Here is a 26,085-nt window from a genome sequence, read left to right as displayed (position 1 = left end):
GCTCGGGTGAGTTATTCCCCGTTTACAACAGAAAGATCGGTTTTATCCGGACTGCCTTACAAAATAATTACAATTATTCTAATTATTTTGCATCTCTTCGGCTACTTTGACGGCTTTCAACATGCCTTTCGCCTTGTTCACAGTCTCCATGAACTCGCTTTCTGGAACTGAATCGGCGACAATCCCAGCGCCAGACTGGATGTAGATGTTACCATCCTTAATCACGGCGGTGCGGATGCCGATGCAGGAGTCGTGATTACCTTCGTAGCCGAAATAACCAAGTGCACCGCCATAGACGCCGCGCTGGCTTTGTTCGAGTTCGGCGATGATTTGCAGCGCTCTGACCTTTGGCGCCCCGCTGAGAGTGCCTGCTGGAAATGTGGCGCGCATGAGATCGTATGCAGTCTTATCTTTCGCTATAGTTCCCACCACCTGTGAGACGATGTGCATAACGTGTGAATAACGTTCGATCGTCATGTAATCCGGAACGTGGATGGAGCCGTATTCACAGACGCGTCCAATGTCATTTCGCGCTAAATCGACCAACATCAGGTGTTCAGCGCGTTCCTTTTCGTCGTCGAGGAGGTCTTTTTCTAACGCTAGATCTTCCGCTTCATCTTTTCCACGGTGTCTTGTGCCTGCGATCGGGCGGATTTCTACCTTATCTTCAGTGAGGCGAACATGCACCTCTGGGGAAGCACCGACCACTGCAAAATCGGGATCTTCCATTAAAAACATATAGGGAGAAGGGTTCACTGTGCGGAGGGCCCGGTAGAGGTCGACGGGGCTTGGTTTGAAAGCCTTCTTAAATCTTTGAGATAGAACGGTTTGGATGACATCTCCGGAGCGAACGTATTCTTTGACGCTGTCCACTGCAGCCTCAAATCGGTCTTTTGTGAAGTTGCCATCAGGCACGGTGATTTCGCCCGGTTCTGAGAGCTCGCGGTGGCTCAGCGGTTGGGGCTTTTCGAGTTGTTCACAGATATTCACAATTTCTGCGACAGCTTGGTCATAAGCAGCACCGGCATCACCTTCGATGTGGGCATTGACACAGACACGCAGCACTTGGCGCACGTGGTCGAAGATGACGACTGAGTCGGTGATCAGGTAGTAAAGGATCGGCACTTCGAGCGGATTTTCTTCCGGCTTCGGAATCGTCGGCTCGACGTAGTGGACATACTCATGGCCGACAAATCCGACGGCTCCACCGGTAAACGGTGGCATTCCGGGCAGGCGCACTGGCTCATAGCGTGCCATCTCGGCTTCGATGATCTTAAGTGGATCTTCCGGAGTCGGGAGGGTTTCGACTTGGCCGCTTTTGTGGGTGATGGTGACTTCGTCCTCAAACACGCGAATGACTTTGCGCGGATTGCTACCAAGAAAGGAGAAGCGGCTGATGCGCTCACCACCGACGATGGATTCGAATAAAAAAGCCGGGCCGTCTTCGCGGATCTTTGAATACGCTCCCAAGGGCGTCTCGCAGTCTGCGGTCAGGTCAAGATACACCGGCACGGTGTTTCCTTGCTTAGCGAGGGCTTCGAATACGGATCTGGAAGGTTGGATATTCATGATAGGAAAACGTTGAACGCCGAACGTTGAACTTCGAACGCTGAACGTCGAATAAATTTTCAGTGACTAACTTTTGGAAGTGCGGATTTTTGAATGGGCTTTGCTCTGCTTGGGACCGGCTGTCGTTAGCTGCCTTACGTTCGATCAGGGCTCTTAGTCTCGGCGGCAGCTACGCTTCGGCGCGCTCAGGTCAGGAAAGCAGCCGGTCCTTGATGATGCTCTGAACATTCGAAGTTCAACGTTCGAAGTTGAGCGTTCGACGTTCAAGCGCCTGTAAGGCGCGCAAAGTGTGCCTCAGCGTCGGCTAAGACCGCTTCGACCTCGCTGCCGACGATGGTGAAGTGTCCCATCTTGCGGCCAGGGCGTGGTTCGCCTTTGTCGTAAAGGTGTAGTTTCACTCGTGGGTCGCTGAGCAGTCCTGCCCAATCAGGCTCGCCGTTGTTCCATACGTCGCCGAGGAGATTGATCATCACCGTGGCGTTGTGTAGCTCGGTCGAGCCGAAAGGTAGGTCGGTGACGGCGCGGATGTGTTGCTCGAATTGAGAGGTCAGGCAGCCGTCGATGGTGTAGTGTCCAGAATTGTGCGGGCGTGGTGCCATCTCGTTGATGATCAGGTGGCCGTCTTCGTGTAGAAAGAGCTCCACTGCGATCAATCCGACGACGTCGAGTTTGTCTGCAATTTCGCAAGCGAGGGCTTTACCCGCTTGGCGGGTGGCATCAGTGATGCGTGCAGGCACGATAGACGCGTGTAAAATATGGTTCACATGCACGTTCTCGGACATCGGGAAGGTGCTTTTAGTGCCGTCTGCCTGACGGGCGCAGATCACGGAGAACTCACCGATGTGATGGATCCATTTCTCTACGACGACACGTGGTGGGCGCTCGAGGAAATTCCAAAGATATTCAGTGTCTTCGGCTTCGCTGGCGTTGTTGAGCTTTATCTGCCCCTTGCCGTCGTAGCCGAAGGCTGCGGTTTTGATCACACATGGGAAGCCGATGGCGTCGATTGCGACTTTCAGGCTTTCGGCGGAGTCGGCATACTCAAAGGGCACACAGGGTAAGCCGCTTTCTTTGAGAAAGTCCTTTTCGCGCTGACGGTGTTGGCAAATGTGCAGCACTTGACGGCCAGGGAGCACGGGCTTGATGGCGCTGAGCATGTCGAGCACCTCGGCGGGGATGTTTTCGAATTCTAGCGTGATGACGTCGACGCCTTCAGCAAAGGCACGCAGCGCGGCTTCGTCGGAGTAGGGCGCATTCACCTCTTTGTCAGCTACATGGCCAGCCGGGCATGGGCCGGATGGCTCGAACACGTGGAAGCGATAGCCGAGCGCACGGCCTGCGAGAATGAGCATACGGCCGAGTTGGCCGCCGCCTAGAATACCAATAGTGCTACCTGGAGTGATCATTTTGAAAAATTAGGAGGGACGAGCTCTGCCTCGTCCGTTTCATCGTAACGGGTTTGTTGCGGACGACGCGAAGGCCGTCACTTCCGTAGGAAAGTTGAATTAAGCTTCTGGGAGCTCCATGGAGAGCACGGTGTTGGTTTGGTTTTCGCGGAAGGCTTTGAGGCGATCGCGGACGTCCGCGTCGTTGAGCGAAAGGATAGATGCGGCCGAGAGTGCCGCGTTTTTCGCACCTGCGACGCCGATGGCGAGGGTCATCACAGGGATGCCCGCTGGCATTTGCACGATGGAAAGGAGGGAGTCTTGGCCGCTGAGCGCTTTGGATTGCACCGGCACGCCGAGCACGGGCAGGTGGGTCATGGCCGCAGTCATACCAGGAAGATGCGCTGCGCCGCCTGCACCTGCGATGATGATTTGAATACCGCGCGCCTCTGCGGTTTCTGCGTAGGAGTAGAGCAGCCCTGGTGTGCGGTGCGCGCTGACGATTTTGGTTTCGAAAGGAATTTCGAGCTGTTTGAGTAGGGCGGCAGCCTCACCCATAGTGGACCAGTCTGAGTGACTGCCCATGATGATTCCGACGACGGCGTTGTTCGCATTTGCTTCCATGTGGGACAGAGAAGCGGATTCCTGCGTGGAATTCAACTATAGATGCTACGGTTTAACATTCGCTTTCTCCAGTGCAGCAGTTGCAGCTTCTGGATCGTTTTCTGACCATATTCTGGCAATCGCGCGTATGCTGTCCTCTCGATTGCGCTCTTGTTGCACTGCCCAGTCGAGCGCTGCCTGAGGGTTGTTGAGTGCCCATTGATGAGCAATTTGGGCGTGGATCAGTTTTTCAGTTTCTTCGGAGGTGTTCAGTGTTTCTAGGACTTCAGCAGTCCAGCGTGGATCAATTCCTGAGCTAACTCGCAGGCTTCGGTTCAATATGGCATCGTAATTTGCTAGATCCTCTTGATTCGCGATCCATGGAATGGCTGCTTGTGGAGCCTCCTTGGTCCAGTGGTCCATGATTCTGGTTAGCCCTTGGGTATTTAGGTTTGGGTCGTTCAGGTCCTTGGTTTTAAAATATTCTGCCCCTGCTTCGGGATTCTCATACATCATGGAATTGGCAATGGCAGTCACGGCATCTTTCAGCAGGGTTGGATCTTCAGTGCTCTGGGCATATTCGATTGTCGCGTCGTTTCCGTGCTTTCTTGGTAGGTAGAGGATGAGTTTGCGACGTGCTTGTTCTTGAAGCGGCCCAGGATCTAGAGATTCTATTAGATATTTAGCTTGATTGATGTCGGATCCGATTTGCGCATGGATACACCTGACTTGGATGTCGATGGCTTTGGTAGAGTTTCCCAGTTCGAGGGCTGATTGTAAAATGATCTGGCGGTCGCTACCTCGCGTATTGCTCCATGTGTTGTAAGCGTGTCGTAAGAGGAGCCATTCAGCTGAACTTAAATCGCGATTATCAAAATAATCGAGTGTTGCGTGAATGTCTTGTTTGGCCCACTCGCCGATGATCGGGTAAAGGTGGCTATCATCCTGTAGTTCCGGGGCGAGGTTTTGATAGACTTGAAAGGCCTGTTGAGGGTTATTGACTGCGACTCGGCCGAGAATGATCGAGAGGGCTTTATTACGTTCGCCTAGGTGGGAAATTTGGCTGGTAAGGTCGACGGCTTTATTCGGATCATCGATGCTGATGGCTTGAGCGATTCGAAGTAGCATTGAATTTCGATGGTGCCCGTTTGGCATTTCTTCGACGAATTGAATCGCGTCGGAAGGAGACCGAGCTGCCATTTCTTGGCCGATTACTTGGCACATGACTTTGTAATCGTCTCTGGCTAATTGTTGGTAGAGCTCTGCGGCGCGATAAGGGTCATGCCGTGCTGTGATATCTAGAATCGCCTGATAGGCTGTTTTCTGGTTACTCTTTGAAAGTTGGCTGGATACGTTTTCAAATGCCTCATTGGCATCTTTGAGTGCCCATCCTTCGTAGAGTTGATAAACGAGCATGGACTCTGGATTGAAGCCATTCGACTGGCGCATTAGGAAGTCTAGTGCTGAATGCGGAGTTTGACTCGCCCACTCTTGGAGGAGTGCTGATCTCAAATCACGTCGTCTGTATTTTCCCAGTTGATTGGCATTGTCCCAGAGTTCGGGATACTCTGAGGGTTCGCAGTTTGCGATGAGTTTTAAGATGGATAATCCTCTTTGTAGTGGAGTGTTTGCCTGCTCGACATCTTGGAGAGTGATGTGCTCCTGATAAGTGGACTGAATGGAAGCATCCGGCCTCTCCGTGGTGTTATGACTGATGCTTGGCGGTTCTTGATCGGTCGTTTGGCACTTTTGCCATACCCAACAGGCACTGATGCCAGTCGCTAATCCAATAAGCAATGACCACAGATGTGATCGGTGGTTGTTCGGATAAGCTTCCATGCGGGACAGAGAAGCGGATTGTTGTCTGAAATTCAACCTTCGAAGCGCAGGTTCCTTTACGGAGTTTCTATATTGCGATTCATCACTTGAACTTCTAAACGACAGAAGTGCGTAACTCCAGCCTCGGCGGTGCTCGCGCTCAGTGCCCTTGCTTTCGCGAGCTGCATCAGCAGTGGTCATGTTAGAAGTGGTTGAATTCGATTAAGTAACTTGTATATATATATATATGTAGATTTATTCTACGGTATTAGTATTCTCGAATGTTGAAAAATAGCGAAGTAATGTATAGTATGTTTTCTTGCGTAAATTCATTAAGAAATGAGCACTTACAAAAAAATACCGCTAATTTATTTTATTGTTGGATCGTGCTGGGTAGCACTGTCTGACAGAGTCGTTCATTTCATTGCACCGACACTCAGCCACGCCACTCAGTTTCAAACTTTGAAAGGGTGTTTTTTTATCACCACCACCACTGCATTGATTTGGGTTCTGGTTCGAAGGCACTCTCGTAAGCTTGAAGCGGCCACCCGAGAGCGTGAGCAACTCTACTATAAGACTGTGGAAAGTGCGCATCATATCTTGCTCAATTATTTGAATAAGATGCAATTCGTCACGCTGGAGGCTGAACGTTTTGAAGATTTTGACCGAAATATTCTTCAAGTCAGCGTTGATGCGACTGACGACGCAGCTGAAGCATTGCATCGCCTGAGCCATCTTCCGAAGCCATCGACGATGCGGGTGCACAAAGTGGCCTATAAGGGAGTCGTCCACCCATCGGATCGTGATTTAGAGATGTAGCATTGAGACCGCGTTATCGCTGTTAACTTAATGCAACTTTGAGCTATACTCCAAGGACAGGCCGCTGCAGCGGTCTGTCCTTGGGGGTGCATTCTGTGTATGTCTCGCAGTTAGGTGACGCTGTAATGGCCAGTGCGGCGTCGGCGCGCTCGCGAAGTGTGCGGTAGGTCGCTTCGCATGTGGCCAATGATTTACCATGTGCGGGTAGCATCTCTGTGAGCTTGCTCTGCCAGTCGACAGTTTGCATGTCATCGGGGAAGCATTTTTTGAGCACTTCGACGATGATCGATACCGAGGTGGAGGCCCCAGGTGAGGCGCCTAGTAGCGCGGCGATGCTGCCGTCTTGGGCGGCGACGACTTCGGTGCCGAATTCTAGCTTACCGGTGCTGTCAGCGCTCTTCTTGATTATCTGCACGCGTTGGCCGGCGGTGACTAGCATCCAATCCTCTTCTTTGGCATCGGGGAAGAATTCACGCAGACCTTCAACACGGTCACTGTGTGATTTGCGGCATTCGTTGATCAAATACTGAGTGAGCGACATGTTATCACGGCCGACTGCAAGTAGTGGCAAGATGTTGTCGAGCTTCACAGATTTGATCAGGTCGAGCATCGAGCCTTCTTTGAGGAACTTGGGCGAGAAGCCTGCATACGGGCCGAAGAGGAGTGCCTTTTTGCCATCGATCACGCGAGTGTCGAGGTGTGGCACGGACATCGGTGGTGCGCCAACGGCGGCTTTGCCGTAAATCTTCGCGGCGTGCTGCTCGATGACGTCGTGATTCTTGCAGACGAGGAATTGTCCACTGACGGGGAAGCCACCGAAGCCTTTGCCCTCGGGAATACCGGACTTTTGTAAGAGGTGTAGCGAGCCACCACCTGCGCCGATGAAGGCGAATTGGGCACGAAGCTTCCGCTTGCCTTCGGTTTCGCTGTCGATTTTTAAGCGCCAGCGACCGTCGGTTTTCTGATCAATATCCGTGACGCGTGCCTGCATTGCGAGTTCCACGCCCTCAAGTGAGATCAGGTAGTCGATAAGTTGCTGAGTGAGCGCACCGAAGTTGATGTCGGTGCCAGACTCTACGCGAGTGACGGCGACGGGCTCGTCTGCCGAGCGTCCTTGCCCGAGGAGCGGTGCCCACTCTGCCACGGTTGCGGGATCATCGGAGAAAGTCATTTCACCGAACAAGTGCTGTGCGCTGAGCGCTTCGTAGCGCTTACGTAGGAATTCGATGTCGGCTTCGCCGTGGACGAAGCTCATGTGTGGCACGCGTTTGATGAAGACGCTCGGGTCTGCGATCACGCCTTGCTCGACCAGGTGAGCCCAGAAGTGCTTGGAGTGCTCGAACTGCTCGTTGATCTCGATCGCTTTGGACACATCGACGCTGCCATCGGAACGTTGTGGCGTATAGTTGAGCTCGCAGAGTGCGGCGTGTCCGGTGCCGGCGTTGTTCCATGCGTGCGAGCTTTCGAGTGCGACACGTGGCAGGGATTCGACGATTTGAATCGTGAAGTCTGGGTTCAGCTTCTTGAGCATGATGCCGAGTGTGGCGCTCATGATGCCTCCGCCGATTAAGACGATGTCAGGATTCTCAAGAATTGGGCCCGTGGAAGGGCGAACGGTGCGTGTGGTCATTGGATCGTATGTGGGTGTCGCTTTCAGAGCACGGGAGGTGCCAAAGTGGTAGGTGCACGAAATCTCCGGTGATTCAAAGCGCGCCGAAGTAAGTGCAGATGGCGATCAAATCAAACTAATATTGAAATTTTACCGCGATCGTCGTCGGGGCTTCGTTGCTGGAGTGAATGGCTACGTGCTTCTCGGGGTAGGGAGGGCGGGGCTTCGGTCCGCTGCGTTGGGCGAGACGCCCACGCTCCATGTTGTAGGGCTCTGGCCTAACGTGGTCCATAGCCAAGTATTCCTCTACAGCGGCAGGCGATCAACGGATTCACGCACGTGATAGACTGCAAGGAATTGTTTGGCCTGCAGTGGGTCGGTCAGCGGGAAGGAGCCGCTGCGAATGCGCGGTTTCGGTTCGTCGGTGAGCTGGATGGGATGTGTCGCGGTGAGTTGCTTTGCCCATTCGGCGAAGTTGCTGGCAGTGCTTTTCTTGAGTTGAGCGCGGGTGATGATTTGGAAGAAGCCGACGGTGCCTGCGGCGTTGTGCTGCTCGAGTGCGTGGGCGATGCGCCCCATGGTGGTGCGTGGGTTGATCTCGACGACGGGCTTGAGTCGTAGCTGCTGCTCGGCGTCGCGATAGATGAAGGCGTCGATTCCGAGCGGGCCTTGGAATTGTTTAGTTGAGAGTTCGGCTGCGAGTGCGGGCGCGATTTGGCTTTCGTAGTGCTCAAAGGTGCGGGGACGTCCGTTGGCGGCGCGGGTCATCAGGAAGCGGGTGAGCTCAGGCGCGAGGCCTTTAGTGAAGCCGTTGGTGATGATGCCGCTGAACTGGCCGCGCCGGTTGTTGACCATGCGGGTGAAGGCGAGCGGTTTGAGCCCGGCGTCGCGTTGCTCGAATTGCACGGAGAAATCATAGACGCGCTCGAGCCATGGCTCGATGAGGACGGAGCCTTGCTCGGCCCAGATTGTGTGGAGCCATTTGTCTAGGGCAGCACCGATGGATTCGCCTTCGAGTAGGCAACGGATGCCATTGGCGGCGGTGCCAAAGGGGGCTTTGCAGACGATGTTGGCGTAGCCGAGTGCGGCGTAGTGAGCGCGCAGGGAGAGCAGTTCGTCGAGGTTGTTGGCTGGCTTGCCGTAAACTTCGCAGGGGGCGAGCCAATCGGCTGGCGAGTCGTCGGTGAATTTGGATGCCCAGTTGGCACTCCAGCTCTTGGAAAAAAGTTCGCGGATGCCGTCGTTCCAGAGTGCATCGGCTGGACGGGGTTGGGTGACGGTATCGAGGTGTGGTTGAAAGAAAGCGACGCTATCGGGCGTCCAGGCCCAGGGGCGTAGATCGTTGATTTTACGGGTGATGACGGGCGCGTGGTTCTTTCGAGTGAGTAAGATCTCGGGTAGGTGAAAGCCGTAGCTTTGGATTTGACGTAGAAACTCGGGCGTCGGCTGCGCTGACATGATGAGCAGGTCGTCTTGGCGTGAAAGGTAGGCGGGCAGATAGGCGAGGTCGCTTTGCAGTGGCGTCTCGGCGTGCGTTGAGGCATTTGCGGCGGCGGTTTGCTCGGCCTGCGGGTTGAACCAGTGGACAGAGGGGGTGCGACCACGGGACTGCTGAAAGATTTCTAGGTCTTGAATGAAGTCCGAGTCTAGCCCCGCTTCGAGGCGTCCAGTGCTATTGAAGTCGTTGCCCTTGGCGCGGGCAGGAGAGAGGGGAAATACGAGGCGCTCGCGATAGGCCTCCCAGTCGGTCTTGCCGGATGCTTTCCATTTTCGAAACCATTTGAGGCCGAAGCCGACGTGGTCGATTTCGTCGTGGTAGATCTTATCGAGGATCTTGGCGGTCGCGAGGTCGCCGACGGTGTTGAAGACTTTGGCATATTCACGGGAGTAATCGAGGTTGGCCTGCTCGAAGGTGAGCGAGAGGCGGGTGACGTAGTCCAGTGGATCTTCCATCGAGGAGACACTTTTCCAAAAATAGTCACTAAGTGGTAACTCTCCAAATTCGACACCGCACTGTTGCATGCGGTGCATGTAGAGGCGGGTGTGGATTTGCTCGTCTTTTAGGGTTTCGAGTAAGCCGCGCCGAAAGCTGGCGGGCGCGTCGGGGAATTTGAGGATGGCGAGCGCCATGAGCTCGGTGGCGAGCAACTCGTGGTTACCGAAGAAATGTAGCAGTTTGCCGCGTTCGCGCTCGTCGACGAGTTTGGCTTGGCTGGGGTGTTTCGCGCTTACGCCGTCGTCGCGTAACATGAGGTGCTTGGGGCGGGTGAGTTCGCGAGGCGTGGTGAATGCGCTGCCTGGTTGAGTATCGATGATCGCCTCGCGTGGGAAGCTGAGTTTTTCTTCGATGGTGGTGCCGAAGAGCACCTGTTTGGCAAATTCTTGGAGTTGTATCGCCATGTTGAATACTTAGTCGGTTGTCGCTGTGTGCTTTGGATGCATCCATGCAAGCGGGTCGACTTGATAGTAGCTTTGTAGTTCGGCGTAGAGTTCGGGGCGTTTCTTTTTTAGTTGGCGCGGCTTTTCAAAGAAGGCTTCGGTGGCGACGGCAAAATATTCGGCGATGTTGGTCGCGCCGTAGTAGTCGAGGACGGTTTTACGCCCGTGTTCGGCGTTGTCGACTAGGGTCTCGTAGGCGGGGCCAAGCACGGTGGCCCAGGTTTGGAAGGCTTCGCGGTCGGATAGGCGGGGGGTGCCATTGGTGCTGCCGCTTTCGGAATCGAGCTGGTGGGCAAATTCGTGCAGGGTGACGTTGTGGCCGTCATGAATATTACGCGCGCCGTGTTTGACGGAGTCCCATGCGAGCACGACGGTGCCATTGCTCCACGACTCTCCGAGTCGAGAGATTGTTTGCTCGGTGGTGATGCCGAAGGATCCAGTGTCTTTGACGATGGATTTAAAGGTGCTGGGGTAGAGGAGGACGGAGTTGAGCCGCGGGTAAGGTGCGCCCTGGTGGTTGACGACGAGCAGGCAGGCTTGGCCGGCGACGGTGAGAATCATTTCTTCGGTGAGTTCGAGCTCGCCGCAGCCTTCGAAATAAGTGGTGGCGATAAATTGGCCGATCTTTTGGTGCAGGCGCTGTTTGAGGTCGTCGGGGAGCTTGCGGTAGAGCGGCAGGTTGGCCTCAAGCATGGGGAGCCATTCGTCTTTAAAAGTGTAGTCGGTTTGAACCGATTTGATAAAATACGCTTTGAGTTGTTCCCAGATTGTCATGCTTGGAAAGGGAATCGAGTGTTGAGAGAGGCGGCAATTGGAAAACGGTTGGCTGGGGTGTGAGCGTGGCTTCGGCGTCAGCGATGCTTCGGAACGCTCAGGTCAGGAAAGCAGCTGGTCCTTGGGGCTCTACTTCTGAAGTTCTCTCTAACGCCATCGAATCCTTGCCTTTCTTATAGATTCATTACTTATTGGCGTCACTTCTCCTAACCTTGCATGTGCGCTCCTAAATATAACGACGACTGGCTGGCCTGCCCTTCCTGCGATCAGCTATTTGATATGTCAGAGATGCAGCATGAGGAGAAGGCGTATTGCTCCGGTTGTAATGCGGCTTTGAGTGCGCATCGGACTGACATCTTTTCGCGAGTCCAGGCGTTTTCACTCTGTTCGCTCATTTTGATGGTCATGTCCTGCAGTTTTCCTTTTTTGGCGTTTAAGGCGAGCGGGTTGGAGAGTGTGATGACTTTGCCGCAGGCGATTCAAAGGCTACATGATGAGGGGATGACAGACTTGGCGCTATTAGTGGTATGTTTTATTTTAGTGATTCCGGCAGTGCTGTTGGTGTTGAGTTTTGCTGTTAGTTTATCGCTGGGTTGTGGTTGGCGTAATCACTGGGCAAAGGACTGTGCGAAAATTATTTTTCACCTGAAGAACTGGAGTATGGTGGAGGTCTTCTTTATTGGGGTGCTCGTGAGCTATGTGAAGATCGTGCACATGGCCACGGTTGTGATCGGTATCTCGTTTTGGGCCTATGCCATTTTTACGATTACCTTTACAATGACGATTGCTAGTTTGGATCGTTATCAAACATGGAAACGCTTGGAGGAGTTGGAAGCATGAGCCGCCAGTCCGCAGCCTCGAAGGGTCTGTCCTCATGCCACCTATGTTTGAAGTTGGCGCCGAGCGACGTGCATCACTGTCCACGCTGTGGGTCGTCGATGCACCTGCGTAAGCCGAATACTTTGCCACGCACAGTGGCGCTTTTGTGCACGGCGAGTTTATTGTATATCCCTGCGAATATTTATCCGATTATGATTACGGATCAGTTGGGGAGCTCGTTGGAGAGCACGATTTTGGGCGGTGTGGTGTTGTTGATCCAGATGAAGTCGTATCCAGTTGCGGCGATTATTTTTATTGCAAGTGTGATGGTGCCCTTGGGGAAGATCTTTATGATGTTTTACTTGTGCTGGACGATGCACAAGGGCCGTGCGGCGACACCCAAGCAATTGACTGTGGCGTATCGAATCACTGAGTTGATTGGTAAGTGGTCGATGATCGATGTGTTTGTGGTGACTATTTTGGTGGCACTGGTGAACCTCGGCCAACTTTTAGTAATACGGCCGGGAATCGCCGCCGTATCGTTTGCGCTGTTGGTGATCGTGACTATGATCGCCGCAGAAAGTTTTGACCCCAGAGTATTCTGGGACCAACAGGAGGAACAGGATGACTGATATGAAACCTAAAATAGAGACTAAAAAACGCCTCTCGGTGATTTGGATACTGCCTATCGTGGCGCTGGTCATCGGAATCTGGATGGTCGTGCACACGAAGATGTCGAAGGGGCCAGTGATCACGATTAGCTTTGAGACCGCCGAGGGTGTGGTTGCAGGGAAGACCAAGATCAAGTATCTCAATGTGAACATGGGCCAGGTTGAGGACGTGACGCTCAATCAGGATATGGATGGAGTCCTTTTAACTGTGCAGCTCGACCCTGAGGCGAAGCATTTGCTTCGAGAAGACACCGATTTTTGGGTGGTGCGTGCCCGTGTCGGCGGTGGTAGTGTGAGTGGGCTCGGCACTTTGCTAGGCGGTGCTTACATTGAGCTCTCTCCTGGTGAAAAGGCGATAGGGAAGCATGATGCGTTCTCTGGATTGGAAACGCCTCCGTTGACGCCGACTGGAGCGCCGGGCTTAAAGCTGAATTTGTATAGTGACAAGGCCGGGTCTGTGAGTGCCGGTGATGTGGTTCTGTATAATGGCTATAAGGTTGGCCGCGTTGAAGGCATGGGCTTTGATGAGCAGCGTAAACAAGTGCATTATGACGTTTTTATCGATGCGCCGTTTGATCAGTTGGTGAACAGCTCTGTGCGTTTTTGGAATGTCAGCGGAGTGGAGATCAACGCATCTGCCAGCGGGATCGAGGTCTTGACTGGTTCTCTGGATACCGTGCTGTTAGGTGGTGTTGCCTTTGGTATTCCAGATGGTTTGGAGGACGGGGGGCCGGTTGATAATGACGCGGAATTTAAGCTGTTCGATACGTATTCTGATATGCAAGAGCAGCCTTTCTATCATCATCTCAATTATGTGATGGAGTTTGAGCAATCTTTGCGCGGGCTGCTTCCTGGAGCTCCAGTTGAGTATCGCGGTATTCCTGTTGGATATGTTAAAGACATCCTGTTTGATGAAGTGATGGCGGAGGAGGCTAGTGATTCTGAAGACAATCGTCCGATTCCGGTTTTGATCAGGGTTGAGCCTGGTCGCGTAGGGTTGCCTGACACCAAAGAGTCGGTTGAAATTATGAAAGCGAGTATCGCTCGTAATGTTGAGGCTGGCATGCGCGGCAGCTTGGAGACTGGGAGCATGATTACGGGGAGCCTATTTATTAATATTGATTACCGCACGGATGCCGCTCCTGCCTCCCTCGGGGCGACCATGGGCTATGCGACGATTCCGACAGTGCAGGTGGGCCTAGATAAGTTGGAAGAACAGATTTCATCATTCTTGACGAAGATAAATAGTCTACCGCTGGACGAAACAATGAGTGCGATTAATGGCACGATGACTGCGATGACCGATACACTGAATTCGATGGATTCACTGGTGCAGGATATCCATGATCAGAAGGTGGGGGCTGAACTGGTCAAGACGCTGGAGGATACTCAGCGTATTCTGCGTTCATTTGGCCCTGGTAGTTCTGCCTATCAATCAATTGAGGGCAGTATGAACAAACTCAATGAGACGCTTTATAATGTCGAAGCGCTGACACGCACGTTGAACGATACGCCGAATGCCCTCGTGCTACCAATGAACTATCCAGAAGACCCACAACCAGGAGCTAATAACTAATGAGACCACTATTTATCCTTACTTTGACTCTATTGCTGGCGGCTTGTTCGACTCAGCCTATTAGCCGTAGCACGTATTTGCTACGCTCGGATCACGGCTTAGAAACTCGAGCCCTACAGACTTCGGCCGATCTATATTTGGGTGAAGTGATCATCGCGGGCTACATCGATCAGCCTGGTTTAGTGCTTGAAGGCGCTTCGAATACGATCCACACGGCGAAGTATCACCAGTGGGCCGAGCCTCTGCGCACGAGTTTGCGTCAGTTTTTAAACACCGAGATTTCGGCGGGCTTAGGAGCTGATATCGCGATTTCGCGGATTAGCCAGGAGCATACACGCCGTCTCGATGTGAAGATCGATCAACTGCATGGTGATATGGATGGCAATGCAGTGCTGGTCGCTTACTGGAGCCTGACGCAGGATGGCAAAGCCGCAGAGTATCAATATGTTCGAAGCCTTCCATTGCAGGAGCCTGGCTACGAAGCGCTGGTGGCCGCTGAAAAGCGATTGCTGATCGATATGGCACAGACGATTGCCAATGATTTGAAGTAGCAGACCGTCGATTCTATCTTTCTTTTTCAAAAGCACAGGCCGTCGCGCCTGTGCTTTTTTGTGCCCGGATTCATGGGTTGTTATACCTGCACGCATCATGATTTCTGAAAAGTGTAGTCGAGTTCCTTTAGGGGTTCGACCGACATGGCTAATGGCACCCTTGGTTGCAGGCGGGTGGCCATATATTCAGGAGTTATATTCACGCGCATCATGATTTGTGAAAAGTGCATTCATGCTATTTCGCTATCTTGCTGTAGGGGCTTTGCTTGCGAAGACCGCGCAAAGGCCACACGCATAGGAAGTTGTAAAACTTTAGCTGCCTTCGCGGGTGCCGCAAGCAGCACCCCTACGCCAGATTCTTCGATTTGACAAAGTCACAATATTTGATGCGCGTGAGTATAGAAGTAAGGAGTCAGAAGTTAGTCTTTGGTCATTAAACCTAAAAAGATGAGTTGAACGGTTTAAGAATCAGAGCCCATGCCAACTGCCGTATTTAGGTTAAACTCTTACGAGTGTATTCACTACCGCCAAATTGGCGAATCGAGGATTTTTCGTAAAGCACTGATATTCAGCTCCTAACTTCTTACTTCTAGCTTCTAACTACTCTTTTTAAGTTAAAGGAAGCCACCTACGGCTGAATGCCTCTTACTCAGTTTTATGTAGCATCCCATTCGCACTTTTTGATGAGTGTGTGCATGTTTAATGCGTCTATAAATGACAGCTAATAGCTGTATGCTCACCGATACCAAGGCTTTACATCCGAACTGAGGCGATTCATTTTGAAGACTCAAAGTTTAGTCTTTTAAGGGCCATATTATGGTAAACATAGCTTCAAAGTATGCATGCACGCTGGCGGACATTCCTTCCGGAGGTCAGGCACGTGTGCTCGAATTGGCGGATGGGTTTGAAAGCTACGAACGCCAACGCTTGATTGATCTCGGTGTGGTGCCAGGCACACAGGTGACTGTGCGCAATGCGTCGGCGATGGGCGGACTGCGTGCTTATAAGCTGCGGGGAACGGTGCTGGGCCTGCGTCATGCGCAAGCGAGCCGGATTCACGTGGAGGCTGTAGTGTGAGTCAGTGTAGCAGTTCCGGATGTTCTTCCTGTCCGGCGCACATGCGCAGCAGTGTCGAAGAATACGCGCTCAAGCCTGACGATTGGGATCACTTGATCGCGCTGGCGGGTAATCCCAATACTGGGAAAAGCACCATTTTTAACGGGCTGACTGGGCTGCATCAACATACGGGCAACTGGCCGGGTAAGACGGTGTCGCGCGCCGAGGGGAGTTTTTCGCATGCAGGGCAGCAGTTCAAAATCGTCGATCTACCCGGTGCCTATTCACTGCATGGTGTGTCGCGTGATGAGAGCGTAGCAGCTGATTTTCTGGCTGAAGTGCGACCTGCGGCGACCGTCGTCGTGCTGGATGCGACGGCGTTGGAGCGAAACCTCGCCTATTTGTTGCAGATTCGTGAGCGCACACCGCGTGTGGTGGTTGCGCTGAATTTGTTGGATGAAGCCCGTGCACGCGGATTGACGGTAGATGTGGCAGGGCTCTCGGAGGCATTGGGTTTACCAGTGATTTCGATGGAAGCGCGTCGTGGTAAAGGCTTTGAAGCTTTGAAAGCAGCGATTGCGAGTCGTTGCGCGGAGGAGCGTGACGACGCGGGCGTGGTCGATCCCGATGCCGAGTTGCACCATCATCACGAGACGGCGTCGGAACTCGCGGAGCAATTTGTCACGCAGAGCGGTAAAGATCGGCGCATCTGGCAGGATCATTTGGATCATTGGCTGACGCATCCGTTGACGGGCTTTCCGATCATGGCGCTGGTCATGGCATTTGTGCTGTGGTTGACGATTACAGGGGCGAATGTGCCTTCGGCGATGTTGGGGACACTGCTACTGGATACGGTGCATCCTTGGTTGCGCGAAACGTGTTTGGGTGTCGGCTTACCGGAGTGGCTCGTGGGGCTCAGTGTGGATGGCGTTTATTTAACACTGGCTTGGGTGGTGAGTGTGATGCTGCCGCCGATGGCGATTTTCTTCCCGCTGTTCACTTTGCTGGAGGACTTTGGGTATTTGCCGCGGGTGGCTTTCAATCTCGATCCGCTGTTTCAGAAGTCTGGGGCGCATGGTAAGCAAGCGCTGACGATGGCGATGGGCTACGGCTGTAATGCGGCTGGGATCATTGCGACCCGTATCATTGAAAGTCCGCGCGAGCGCCTGATTGCGATTCTGACAAATAATTTTGCGCTCTGCAATGGGCGTTGGCCGACGCAGATCTTGATTGCCTCGATCTTCTTTGGGGGAATCGTGGGGCCGAAGTATGCGAACCTGAGTGCGACGGCGGCGGTGTTTATTGTCGGTATTCTAGGAGTGCTGCTGACATTTGTGAGCTCCTGGCTACTGTCGAAAACCCTGCTCAAGGGCGAGGCATCGGCTTTTACGCTAGAGATGCCGCCACTACGTCCGCCGAATTTCTGGCGCACGCTTTATACGTCGTTGATCGACCGCACGATCTTTGTGTTGTGGCGTGCTATCATCTTTGCGGCACCGGCGGGTGCTGTCATTTGGGTGGCTGCAAATTGGCAGATCGGCGATGCGAGCGCAGCAGCTTGGATGATTGAGTGGCTCAATCCTGTTGCCGTGTTGATTGGTTTAAACGGTGTGATCTTGTTGGCCTATATCATTGCGATTCCTGCCAACGAAATCGTGGTGCCGACGATCTTGATGCTGACCGTGATGATGACTGGGCAAGCCGTGGATGGTTTTGCTGGGAACGGTGTGTTATTCGAAACGAATCAGAGTGGGATTTTGCAGCCGTTGCTCGCTGCGGGAGGTTGGACCTTATTGACCGCAACCTGTTTGATGCTGTTCAGCTTGTGCCATAACCCGTGTTCCACTGCGCTATATACGATTTATAAAGAAACGGGTAGCGTGCGTTGGACCGTATGGGCTGCAGTGTTGCCGACGGTAGTCGGTGTGGTGCTGTGTGGTGCTGTTACACTTACGTGGCAGTGCTTCGGGTAGCGGGGGATTTGTGAAGAGTTTCGCAATTTCTTTGCGCATTCATCTTCGGTTCAGGTTCGAAATGGTAAAGTGGCTCCAGAATTAACCAAAACCACTAACCAAATTCCTACCGATGAACACCGACACAGCTACACCTACCTACGAGACTATTGAATTAGACATCACTGACATGTATCAACCGATTCCACTCGATCTGAATCAGATCTTTGGGGCGGTCGGTCTTCGCTATACCGTCGCGCTTGAATCTTATGGTCTCGTGCGAGTGCATAAAACAGCAAACCCGGCGAAGATCGCTTTGTCCGCTGGTGTCTATGCCGAAGCGGGTAGCCAAACGCGCTTAATCGTGCGCGCCGATGATGGCACCGGTTGCACTGCCGCGGTTATTTTTAAGCTGTCGATTATTGACTCCTCCACCGAGGCCTCGCGCGTTGCGTAAGGGGTGACAGTGGATCTGCGGAATCAAAAGCGGCAGGATGCCGCTTCTACTGGGTCAGTCTCCAGCCCAGGTTGCTGTGGTCGAAATGGCTTCGCCAGCCCGCTACAGAAGTGGCGTTTTTAATGGTTAAAGACGTTATGGTGGATTTGGGTGTATCTTCGCTTTGACAAGGGCTCGCTGCTGGTCGACGTTTCCGAAATGGCAGATTTTAAGATCGGACAGCGCTGGATCAGCGAGACAGAACCGGAACTCGGACTTGGTATTTTGGAGTCGGTTTCGCGGCATCAAATACGGCTCATTTTTACGGCAGCGAGTGAGGCGCGCCTGTATGCACCGGCGAATGCACCGATCAAGCGGGTGGAGTTTCGCGCGGGCGATACGATCAATTCTCAAGGTGGCGCGACGGTGCTGATTGAGTCAGTGCGCGATGACGATGGCCTGCTGACGTATGTCGGTGGCGGCGTTGAAGTGGCAGAGGCAGAGCTGGCGGATACGATCAGCTTTAGTAAGCCAGAGGATCGCTTGATCGGCGGGCAGATTGATCAATCTGTGGCGTTTGCACTGCGTTATGAGACCATTGAGCGCCAACATGCGATGCGTAAGTCGGATGTGGCGGGGTTTACGGGTGGACGTATCGACCTGATTCCGCATCAGCTCTATATCGCGGCTGAGGTGGCGAATCGCTACATGCCGCGTGTCTTGTTGGCCGATGAAGTAGGGCTCGGTAAGACCATTGAGGCTTGTTTGATTTTGCACCGCTTGCACCTGACTGGGCGTGCGGAGCGTATGTTGATCGTGTTGCCGGAGTCGTTGGTGCATCAGTGGTTTATTGAGCTACTGCGTCGCTTTAACCTGTGGTTTCATCTCTTTGATACCGATCGTTGTCAGTCGATTCTGAAGTCCGAGCCGGATGAGAATCCGTTTATGTCGGAGCAACTGGTGATTTGCAGCCTCAGCACTTTACTGGGAGACGAGCAATTGGCGAAGCATGCCACGGATGCGAAGTGGGACATGTTGGTCGTTGATGAGGCGCATCACCTCGAATGGACGCCAGAGGAAGTGAGTCCTGAGTATCAATTAGTGGAGGCGCTGACGCGTCGGAGCCATGGCTTGCTACTGTTGACGGCGACGCCGGAGCAATTGGGAGCGGAGGGGCACTTTGCGCGTCTGCGCCTGCTCGATCCAGAGCGTTACCCAGATCTAGAAAAGTTTAAAGAAGAGCAAGCGGGCTATACTGAGGTCGCTGCAGTTGCCAATAAGTTGCTGGGTGGTGACAAATTGTTAGAGGACGAGAACGTGTTCTTGCGTGAGGTGTTTGAAGATTGTTCGGGTGCGGAGTTTGAAGCGCGCTTGAAGGATCGCAAGGCGATGCTCGACGAGTTAGTGGATCGCCATGGCACGGGCCGTGTGATCTTTAGGAACTCGCGTGATTCGTTGACGGGGTTCCCCGAGCGGCAGGGATTGCCGCAGAAGTTGGAGCCGCGCAAGACGCTCTCTGAAGAAGAGTTGCAGGCGCGTTTATTGCGTGAGTTCGATTTGGATGCGACGCCGGATGAAGACGCTGAGCCGATTGACTACCGCCAAGGGCCGCGGATCAAATGGCTGGCGGATTTGCTCCGTGAGTTGGGCGAAGAGAAGATCTTGTTGATCTGTCGCACCAAGGAAAAGGTGCAGGCGATCTTTGATGCATTGAGCGAAGAGATTAACGTGAAGGCCGCGGTCTTCCACGAGGAACTGACGCTGCTGCAGCGCGATCGTAATGCGGCGTGGTTTGCAGAGGCGGACGGTGCGCGTATTTTACTGTGTTCTGAGATTGGTAGTGAGGGGCGTAATTTCCAGTTTGCGCATCATCTCGTGCTGTTTGATTTACCGATGAATCCTGAGTTGCTGGAGCAGCGTATTGGTCGTCTCGACCGTATCGGACAGACAGAAACGATTAAGGTGCATTTGCCGTATTTGGAGCATAGTTGCACGGAGTTGCTGATGCGCTGGCATCATGAGGGCATTGATGGCGTGGAGCATTCGCTGAAGGGCGGATACGCGTATTTGGATCAGTTTGGAGCGGCGCTTCGTAAACTCGGTCCCGTTTATCACGAGGGGGATCCGTCCATTTTGAAGGAGGCGGATGAGTTGATTGATGCGAGTCGCGCGTTCCGTAAAGACTTGGAGGCGAAGTTAGGCCAAGGCCAGGATCGCTTGATTGCCTTGAACTCGTTCCGTGAGGATGTGGCCAGTGAACTGGTCGATCAGATTCGTGTGCAGGATGGGGATCGCACGCTGGATCAGTTTATGAACCGTATTTTTGATCACTTCGGTGTGACGGTTGAAGACATTGATGACCGTAGCTATCACCTGTCGCCCGGGCAGATGTTTACCGACGCCTTTCCAGGCTTGCCGGATGAAGGCTTGATGGTGACCTGTGAGCGTAAGCGTGCCTTGGGACGCGAGGACGTGGGCTTCTTAACGTGGGATCACCCGATGGTGCGTGGTTCGGTGGATTTGGTGCTCAGCTCGGAGAAGGGTAATAGCTCGATTGTGGTGTGGGCGAATAACACGGTTGATGCGCCGCCGATTTTGATCGAGGCGGTATTTGTTCTAGAAAGTGTCGCACCTGCGCGTTTGCACGTGGATCGCTTTTTGCCGCCGACGCCGGTGCGCATCGTCGTCGATATGGCCGGGCAAGACTGCTCAGAGGAGTATGGGCATGCCTTGGTCAACAAGCACGCGCGCGATGAAGAGGCCTTCCGCTTGAAGCAGAATCCTGAATTGTTACAGGCGCTCGTGCCAGAAATGCTGAAGGCGGCGCGCGGGCATGCTCGTGAGCAGAAGTCTGTCTTACTGCAAACCGCAATGACGGAGGCGCATGCGCGACTCGATGGCGAGGCAACTCGTTTGAAGGAACTGAGTAAGGTGAATCCGAATGTGCGTGATCAGGAGATCAAGATCGCCGAGAACGTGGTGGCGGATGTGACCAAGCATATTGCGAAGGCGCATCTTCGACTCGACGGCGTGCGCCTGATCCTGCGTGGACCAGAGAGTTGAAAAGCTGAAACCTGAAACACGGAAATTTTGAAACTTGGAAACTTGGAAAACTGGAAAACTGGTTGATCGGTGGTGGAATCGTTTTTTGTAGCGGAATCCGCGAAGCGGTTTCGATCTGTGCGTTGGCTTAGGTTGATGTTGTCGAAATGGCTTCGCCAGTCCGCTACGGGCGCTGTGTTTGTTTTGTAGCGGAATCCGCGAAGCGGTTTCGATCCGTGCGTTGGCTTAGGTTGATGTTGTCGAAATGGCTTCGCCAGTCCGCTACAATGAAGCGAAAAAACGGGCATCGTGTATGCACGATGCCCGTTCTGTTTTTTAGCTATTACGAATTAGCCATCATCCTAAAAAGAGTAGTTAGAAGCTAGAAGGCAGTAGTTAAGAGCTGAATATCAGTGTTTTATGAAGAATCCTAGGGTTCGCCAAATGGCTTCGCCCTTCGGTTGCACCCAAGGGCATAATAAGTGTCGCTGCGCTCGGTAGGCGGCAGCGAATACGTTCGTAAGAGTTTCATCACCAAGGACTAACTTGCTGCGCCATCTACGGCAGACCTCCGTCTGACTCCTAACTTCTAACTCCTGAATCTAGGATCATTCATTGTCGCGAAGCGACCCTAGAATGCCATCTGCCAGCCTAGCGTGAGCACGGTGTCTGTCTCCAGTTGGTAACCATTGAGGTCCTGCCAGAGCGGGAGGCGTAGATCGAGGGCGATGCGTTGACCTTTCAAGGTGCCGGAGGGCACGTAGAAGTTGATGCCGAAGATCGCGTCGAGGCGCTCGCCACCGTAGTTGTCTTCATATGCGGTGGTGACGGTGTCACGGCCCATCATTGGACCTTGGTTGATGTCGTCTTGGTCGCCTTTGAGCTTGCTGGTGTAGGTGTAGCTCAGGCCAGTGTTGAGGCCGACCCATTCGTTGAGGTTAGTGCCTGCCCATGTGGTCGCACCGAAGACATTGCCGAGGCGGTAGCCGTTGTCGTTCTCGCTTTCGAGGCGGATGACAGCGTTGGCCTGTGCCCCGTAGGACCAGCTCTCAAATTGCTGCACGTAGGTGAGCGAGGGGAGCAGGTCGTAGGTGCCGGAGCCGAGTTGCATTGGGGCGGGCAATTGTTGGTTGGCGCCGCCACCCATGGCAGGGGTCTTGTCTTTCTTGTCGATCGAGCCGGTTGGTAGGCTCAAGCTGAGGCCTGCGTGTGCTTTACGGTTTTCTTCGAGATAGAAACGATAGAGGCCGCCGACTTTGACGTCGCCGATGCCGCTGGTGTTTGTGGTGAACTTACGGTTGCCGTTGTTCATCATATTCGCCGCCATTTGATTGACGATTTTATGATCCATTTCGGTCTCTGTGTAGTTGCCCATGAGCATGAGTGTTAGTTTGTCAGTCGGCGCATACATGAACCCGAGCATGTGCATGTCCATCGACATCGATTCAGGAGTTACAGTGTAGCCAGCATCGAAGACATCTTGAGAGGAAACGCGATCGTTCCCGTGGCGCATGCCGTCCATATCCATATGCATGTAGCGGTAGGACATCATCCAGCCGCCTTTGGCATGCGTGTGATCGCCCATCACTGAAATGGGTGCGTGGTCATCGGGACGTCCGACATGGTTCTCATCGGTGGCGCAACAGCTGAATGCTGGCGCGGCGTAGGCGGCGCTGGTGGCCGCAGTGAGTGTGGTGAGTAGTAGTGTAGTTTGTATAAATGTGTTCATTGTATGATCGGCTGTGCCGATGGTTGGGTAGTGATTGATCGGCTGATTGCTGAGTAGCTGATCGCTTTTCGGAGCTAACGAAGGGGGCTGGCGTTACTCAGGGGCGATCCAGCTTGGAGTGGTCGCGGTCTTCGCAAGCAAAGCCCCTACTTATTGAATTAGATCCGCAAGCTCGCTCTGGGGCGGAAGTGTCTGATTTTCGACGCGTATGATGGTTTGTGAAAAGGGTAGTCGAGTTCCTTTAGGTGCTCGATCGACACGGCGATGGGTAGCATTTTCTCCAAGCGGGTGGCCACCTAAAGGAAGCCACCTACGATCTCAGGTTTTTGCTCCGATGCCCTAAAAAACACAAAGCTGAATACGCGGCAGTAGCGATTGCTCGCTAAACGAGTCGCGGCGGCGGAATGGGCACATCTGAGTGCCGCAGTCGGCCGGATTGATCACTGTTGCCGCGCTTGGCGGCGATAAAATATGTGGGAGCGAGGCTGAGGCGCTCAGCTTGGCCGAGGAGTAGTTTGAGGCTTTTTACCTCGGTTGACTCTTTGATCGGGGTGGTCTCCTGCTCGGCATCAACTGCTGTAATCAGCTTACAGAGTTCACAGGGGCGCTCGCCGCCAAAGGTATCGGCAAAGGCTTGCTCGATGCTGCTTTCCTGCGAGTAGCTCGCGACCATCCAACTCCATGCCCCAAGCTGCAGCAGTAGCTGAGGCCCTGTGAGGAGCAAGCAACTGCAGAGGAGTAGTAGCAGCCGACCGAGTCGGCGTATGAAGGTGAGCAAGTTCAAGGCGGGTAGACCTGAGACTAGACGATAGAGGCCAGTGGGTAGCGGCCTAATACTGGATAGTGGAGGAGCCTAGTGGTTTAATTCGTATTCCAGCGTCTCGCCGTCGTGGACGATGGTGACGTGGTTTTGGCCGTCGGCTTTTTGTGTGGCTTCGGTGCGTCCGATGATTTGCGCGGGAATGCCGAAGGCTTCGCTCTTGGCGATGATGCCAGCTGCGGCTTCTGGATCGCAGAAAATTTCCATACGGTGCCCCATGTTGTATACGCGGAACATCTCTTCGGTGCTAGTGCCACTGGCCTTCTGGATCGCTTTGAAGATCGGAGGAATTGGCAGGAAGTTGTCCTTGATGTGGTGGACGCCGGTGCCGAAGCGGATGCACTTGGTTTGACCGCCGCCGGAGCAGTGCACCATGCCGTAGATGCTTTCGCGGTCTTCTTCGAGGAGCTGCTTGATGATCGGTGCGTAGGTGCGGGTCGGGCTCATGATGGCGTCACCAACAGTCATGTCGGAGTCGGGCAGCATGTCGGTCATCTTGTAAGGACCGCAGTAAAGGTATTGCTTGTCGGTTGTTGGATCGACGGTCTCGGGATATTTCTCGAGGTAGTAGGGACTGAGCAAGTCGTGGCGCGCGCTGGTCAGGCCATTGCTGCCGATACCGGAGTTTTCAAATGTTTCGTAAGTGGCTTGTCCCGCGGATGCGAGGCCGACGATGGCGAGGCCTGGCTTGACGTTGGCATTATCGACTACGTCTTTGCGATCCATGACGACGACTGCGCAGGAATCTACGGTGACGGTGCCAGTGAGGTCGCCGACGTCAGCTGTTTCGCCGCCGCCACTGTGGACGCCGACGCCGTAGTCGCGCATGGTGGCGAGAAAGTCTTCGGTGCCGGAGATGAGTTGGCCGAGTGCTTCGCCTGGGATGGCGCGGGCATTGCGGTTGACGGTGCTGGAAATGAGGATGCCGTTGATCGCGCCGACACAGAGCAGGTCGTCGATGTTCATGACGAGGCTGTCTTGAGCGGTCTTGCGGAAGCCTGTCGGATCGCCTGTTTCCTTGTAGTGCAAGTAAGCGAGGGTCGATTTCGTGCCAGAGCCGTCGGAGTGGATGATGTTACACTTCTCAGGGTTGCCAGTGAGGATGTCGGCACCGATCTTGCAGAACGCACCGGGAAAGACGCCGCGGTCGAGCTTATCCACGACTGCGTGGACTTCGGACTTGGAGGAGGAGACGCCGCGTTGGGCGTAGCGATCGTTTAAATTGCTCATGGCTAATAGGTAATGGCTAAATGATTTGTTTGAAAGTGCTTACTTTTTGCGGAGATATTTTGCAAAGCCTGCGAGTTGCTTTGAAATTTCCAAGCAGAGTTCCGCTCGTTGCTCGACAATCTCAGGTGAAAGTAGTTTTAGGCGTTGGGCGAGTCTATACATGCTGCGAACTTCTCCTGTCGAGCCTTTGGCGATATCTAAAAACCTAGAAAACTCGGTAGCGGTGCTTCGTTCGGCTCCCTCTGCTACATTATTTGAGACCGAAACCGCCGCGCGTGTAATTTGATCTTTAAAGGAGAAGTCCTTGGTGTGGCGGAAGTCTTGATACACTTCACAAGCAAGAGCTTGAGCATCTTGCCATACTTTCATGTCTTCAAAGTCCTTCAAATTACTCATGTTTTTAGCTATTAGCCATCAGCTATTAGAAATTCGCATTGCCGACCTGTGAGCTCCTCAAACTATAGTTTGAACGGGAGGTTGCAGTTCGGCAATGCGTGCCATGATGCGGCGGGAGGCTTCTAGGTAGCGCTCGGGGTGGTCTTTGCCGGGGTCGATTTCGGCGGTGGTCATTGGCTTGCCGTAGGCGATATGGATCGGACCGCCGAGAGTGGGCAACTTGTGGTTGCGGCCGTAGGCTTCGAAAGTGCCGAAGATGCGGGTCGGGATGACTGTCGCTCTTGATTTGCAGGCAATCATGCCCGCGCCGGGCTTGGGCTCGGCGAGTTTGCCGTCTACCGAGCGGGTGCCTTCCGGATACATGGCAACGGCGCCTTGCTTCTTGAGTGCTTTGAAAAGAGCTTTGAGTGATTTGACGTCGGCGTTGTTGCGGGCGACGGGAATCGTCTCGAGCTTGAGGAGCGCTTTGCCGAAGAGCCCTTTGTAGAGCGTGTCGCGGGCGAAATAATTAAACGGACGATACACTTGCGCGCCAATTGCGGGTGGATCGTAGAAGCTGATGTGATTGGCCGCGAAGATCGCGCTTCCTGTCAGCGGCACGTTGCGCATGCCTGACGTCGAGTAGTCGTAGAAGGTGCTGAAAAACCAGTCTGCGGTAACGCGGACGCATTCATAAAAAAACGGAATTTTAGGACGTGGTTGTGACATTTTTTGAAAAGCTGACGGAGGTCTGCCGTAGATGGCAAAGCAAATTAGGAAACGCTGAAATGCTAATGTTGTTTTTTAAACCG

The 26,085-nt window shown here is 53.5% G+C and carries 22 protein-coding genes; 9 read left to right on the top strand and 13 right to left on the bottom strand.

Features of this window, described 5'->3' with window-relative positions; genetic code table 11:
- Positions 1-78 precede the first annotated feature (78 nt).
- The 4 genes from trpE to GZZ87_RS04340 all read right to left on the bottom strand — a co-directional run bounded on the left by trpE (position 79) and on the right by GZZ87_RS04340 (position 5,354).
- Positions 79-1,569 carry an anthranilate synthase component I gene (gene trpE, locus GZZ87_RS04355; RefSeq protein ID WP_162026252.1) on the bottom strand — a complete coding sequence of 497 codons (1,491 nt, stop codon included), beginning with the start codon at positions 1,567-1,569 and terminating at the stop codon, positions 79-81.
- A 263-nt stretch (positions 1,570-1,832) separates the two neighbouring features.
- Positions 1,833-2,975: a 5-(carboxyamino)imidazole ribonucleotide synthase gene (locus GZZ87_RS04350; protein WP_162026253.1), complete on the bottom strand. Its 1,143-nt coding sequence runs from the start codon at positions 2,973-2,975 to the stop codon at positions 1,833-1,835.
- 99 nt (positions 2,976-3,074) lie between these two features.
- Positions 3,075-3,578: a 5-(carboxyamino)imidazole ribonucleotide mutase gene (gene purE / locus GZZ87_RS04345; protein WP_162026254.1), complete on the bottom strand. Its 504-nt coding sequence runs from the start codon at positions 3,576-3,578 to the stop codon at positions 3,075-3,077.
- Between the two features lie 45 nt (positions 3,579-3,623).
- The gene (locus tag GZZ87_RS04340; RefSeq protein WP_162026255.1) at positions 3,624-5,354 is read right to left on the bottom strand and encodes a hypothetical protein; all 1,731 of its coding nucleotides are present in this window, start codon (positions 5,352-5,354) and stop codon (positions 3,624-3,626) included.
- Between the two features lie 360 nt (positions 5,355-5,714).
- Here GZZ87_RS04340 and GZZ87_RS04335 point away from each other — a divergent pair, with 360 nt between their 5' ends.
- Positions 5,715-6,194, top strand: coding sequence for a hypothetical protein (locus GZZ87_RS04335; protein WP_162026256.1), 480 nt, complete (start codon positions 5,715-5,717; stop codon positions 6,192-6,194).
- Positions 6,195-6,237: 43 nt separating this feature from the next.
- On the opposite strand, the gene mqo is transcribed toward GZZ87_RS04335, so the two are convergent.
- The 4 genes from mqo to GZZ87_RS04315 all read right to left on the bottom strand — a co-directional run bounded on the left by mqo (position 6,238) and on the right by GZZ87_RS04315 (position 11,016).
- Positions 6,238-7,824, bottom strand: a complete 1,587-nt coding sequence (mqo, locus tag GZZ87_RS04330) for a malate dehydrogenase (quinone) (protein WP_162026257.1) — start codon at positions 7,822-7,824, stop codon at positions 6,238-6,240.
- Between the two features lie 115 nt (positions 7,825-7,939).
- Positions 7,940-8,095 carry a hypothetical protein gene (locus GZZ87_RS04325; RefSeq protein WP_162026258.1) on the bottom strand — a complete coding sequence of 52 codons (156 nt, stop codon included), beginning with the start codon at positions 8,093-8,095 and terminating at the stop codon, positions 7,940-7,942.
- Between the two features lie 14 nt (positions 8,096-8,109).
- Positions 8,110-10,203: a DUF455 family protein gene (locus GZZ87_RS04320; protein WP_162026259.1), complete on the bottom strand. Its 2,094-nt coding sequence runs from the start codon at positions 10,201-10,203 to the stop codon at positions 8,110-8,112.
- Positions 10,204-10,212: 9 nt separating this feature from the next.
- A complete protein-coding gene (locus GZZ87_RS04315) occupies positions 10,213-11,016 on the bottom strand; it encodes a M90 family metallopeptidase (protein ID WP_162026260.1) in 804 nt (267 codons plus the stop codon).
- Between the two features lie 216 nt (positions 11,017-11,232).
- On the opposite strand from GZZ87_RS04315, the gene GZZ87_RS04310 reads away from it, so the two are divergent.
- The 8 genes from GZZ87_RS04310 to rapA all read left to right on the top strand — a co-directional run bounded on the left by GZZ87_RS04310 (position 11,233) and on the right by rapA (position 21,140).
- Entirely contained in the window at positions 11,233-11,856 is a 624-nt protein-coding gene (locus GZZ87_RS04310) for a paraquat-inducible protein A (protein ID WP_162026261.1), read from the top strand.
- Complete coding sequence (locus GZZ87_RS04305) at positions 11,853-12,467, top strand: paraquat-inducible protein A (protein WP_162026262.1); 615 nt, start codon at positions 11,853-11,855, stop codon at positions 12,465-12,467. The genes GZZ87_RS04310 and GZZ87_RS04305 overlap by 4 nt, the downstream gene beginning before the upstream one ends.
- Before the next feature lies 1 nt (position 12,468).
- Positions 12,469-14,082 (top strand): intermembrane transport protein PqiB, encoded by a 1,614-nt coding sequence (pqiB, locus tag GZZ87_RS04300; RefSeq protein WP_162026263.1) that lies wholly within the window; start codon positions 12,469-12,471, stop codon positions 14,080-14,082.
- A complete protein-coding gene (locus GZZ87_RS04295) occupies positions 14,082-14,633 on the top strand; it encodes a PqiC family protein (RefSeq protein ID WP_162026264.1) in 552 nt (183 codons plus the stop codon). The genes pqiB and GZZ87_RS04295 overlap by 1 nt, the downstream gene beginning before the upstream one ends.
- 816 nt (positions 14,634-15,449) lie before the next feature.
- Positions 15,450-15,710: a FeoA family protein gene (locus GZZ87_RS04290; RefSeq protein WP_162026265.1), complete on the top strand. Its 261-nt coding sequence runs from the start codon at positions 15,450-15,452 to the stop codon at positions 15,708-15,710.
- 41 nt (positions 15,711-15,751) lie between these two features.
- Entirely contained in the window at positions 15,752-17,662 is a 1,911-nt protein-coding gene (locus tag GZZ87_RS04285) for a ferrous iron transporter B (protein ID WP_162026266.1), read from the top strand.
- 112 nt (positions 17,663-17,774) lie between these two features.
- Positions 17,775-18,098: a hypothetical protein gene (locus GZZ87_RS04280; RefSeq protein ID WP_162026267.1), complete on the top strand. Its 324-nt coding sequence runs from the start codon at positions 17,775-17,777 to the stop codon at positions 18,096-18,098.
- A gap of 198 nt (positions 18,099-18,296) precedes the next feature.
- Positions 18,297-21,140, top strand: a complete 2,844-nt coding sequence (gene rapA, locus GZZ87_RS04275) for an RNA polymerase-associated protein RapA (protein ID WP_162026268.1) — start codon at positions 18,297-18,299, stop codon at positions 21,138-21,140.
- A 610-nt stretch (positions 21,141-21,750) separates the two neighbouring features.
- On the opposite strand, the gene GZZ87_RS04270 is transcribed toward rapA, so the two are convergent.
- From GZZ87_RS04270 to GZZ87_RS04250, 5 genes are all read right to left on the bottom strand, one after another.
- Positions 21,751-22,848 carry a transporter gene (locus GZZ87_RS04270; RefSeq protein ID WP_162026269.1) on the bottom strand — a complete coding sequence of 366 codons (1,098 nt, stop codon included), beginning with the start codon at positions 22,846-22,848 and terminating at the stop codon, positions 21,751-21,753.
- A 382-nt stretch (positions 22,849-23,230) separates the two neighbouring features.
- Positions 23,231-23,626, bottom strand: coding sequence for a hypothetical protein (locus tag GZZ87_RS04265; RefSeq protein WP_162026270.1), 396 nt, complete (start codon positions 23,624-23,626; stop codon positions 23,231-23,233).
- A gap of 75 nt (positions 23,627-23,701) precedes the next feature.
- A complete protein-coding gene (locus GZZ87_RS04260; protein WP_162026271.1) occupies positions 23,702-24,898 on the bottom strand; it encodes an AIR synthase-related protein in 1,197 nt (398 codons plus the stop codon).
- A gap of 39 nt (positions 24,899-24,937) precedes the next feature.
- The gene (locus tag GZZ87_RS04255; RefSeq protein ID WP_162026272.1) at positions 24,938-25,294 is read right to left on the bottom strand and encodes a four helix bundle protein; all 357 of its coding nucleotides are present in this window, start codon (positions 25,292-25,294) and stop codon (positions 24,938-24,940) included.
- A 57-nt stretch (positions 25,295-25,351) separates the two neighbouring features.
- Positions 25,352-26,002 carry a lysophospholipid acyltransferase family protein gene (locus tag GZZ87_RS04250; protein ID WP_162026273.1) on the bottom strand — a complete coding sequence of 217 codons (651 nt, stop codon included), beginning with the start codon at positions 26,000-26,002 and terminating at the stop codon, positions 25,352-25,354.
- Positions 26,003-26,085 lie beyond the last annotated feature (83 nt).

It is taken from the genome of Lentimonas sp. CC4, from assembly GCF_902728235.1.
Lineage (GTDB): Bacteria > Verrucomicrobiota > Verrucomicrobiia > Opitutales > Coraliomargaritaceae > Lentimonas.
Note: the sequence above shows the minus strand (reverse complement) of the source record. Positions and strands in the feature narration are given on the sequence as shown.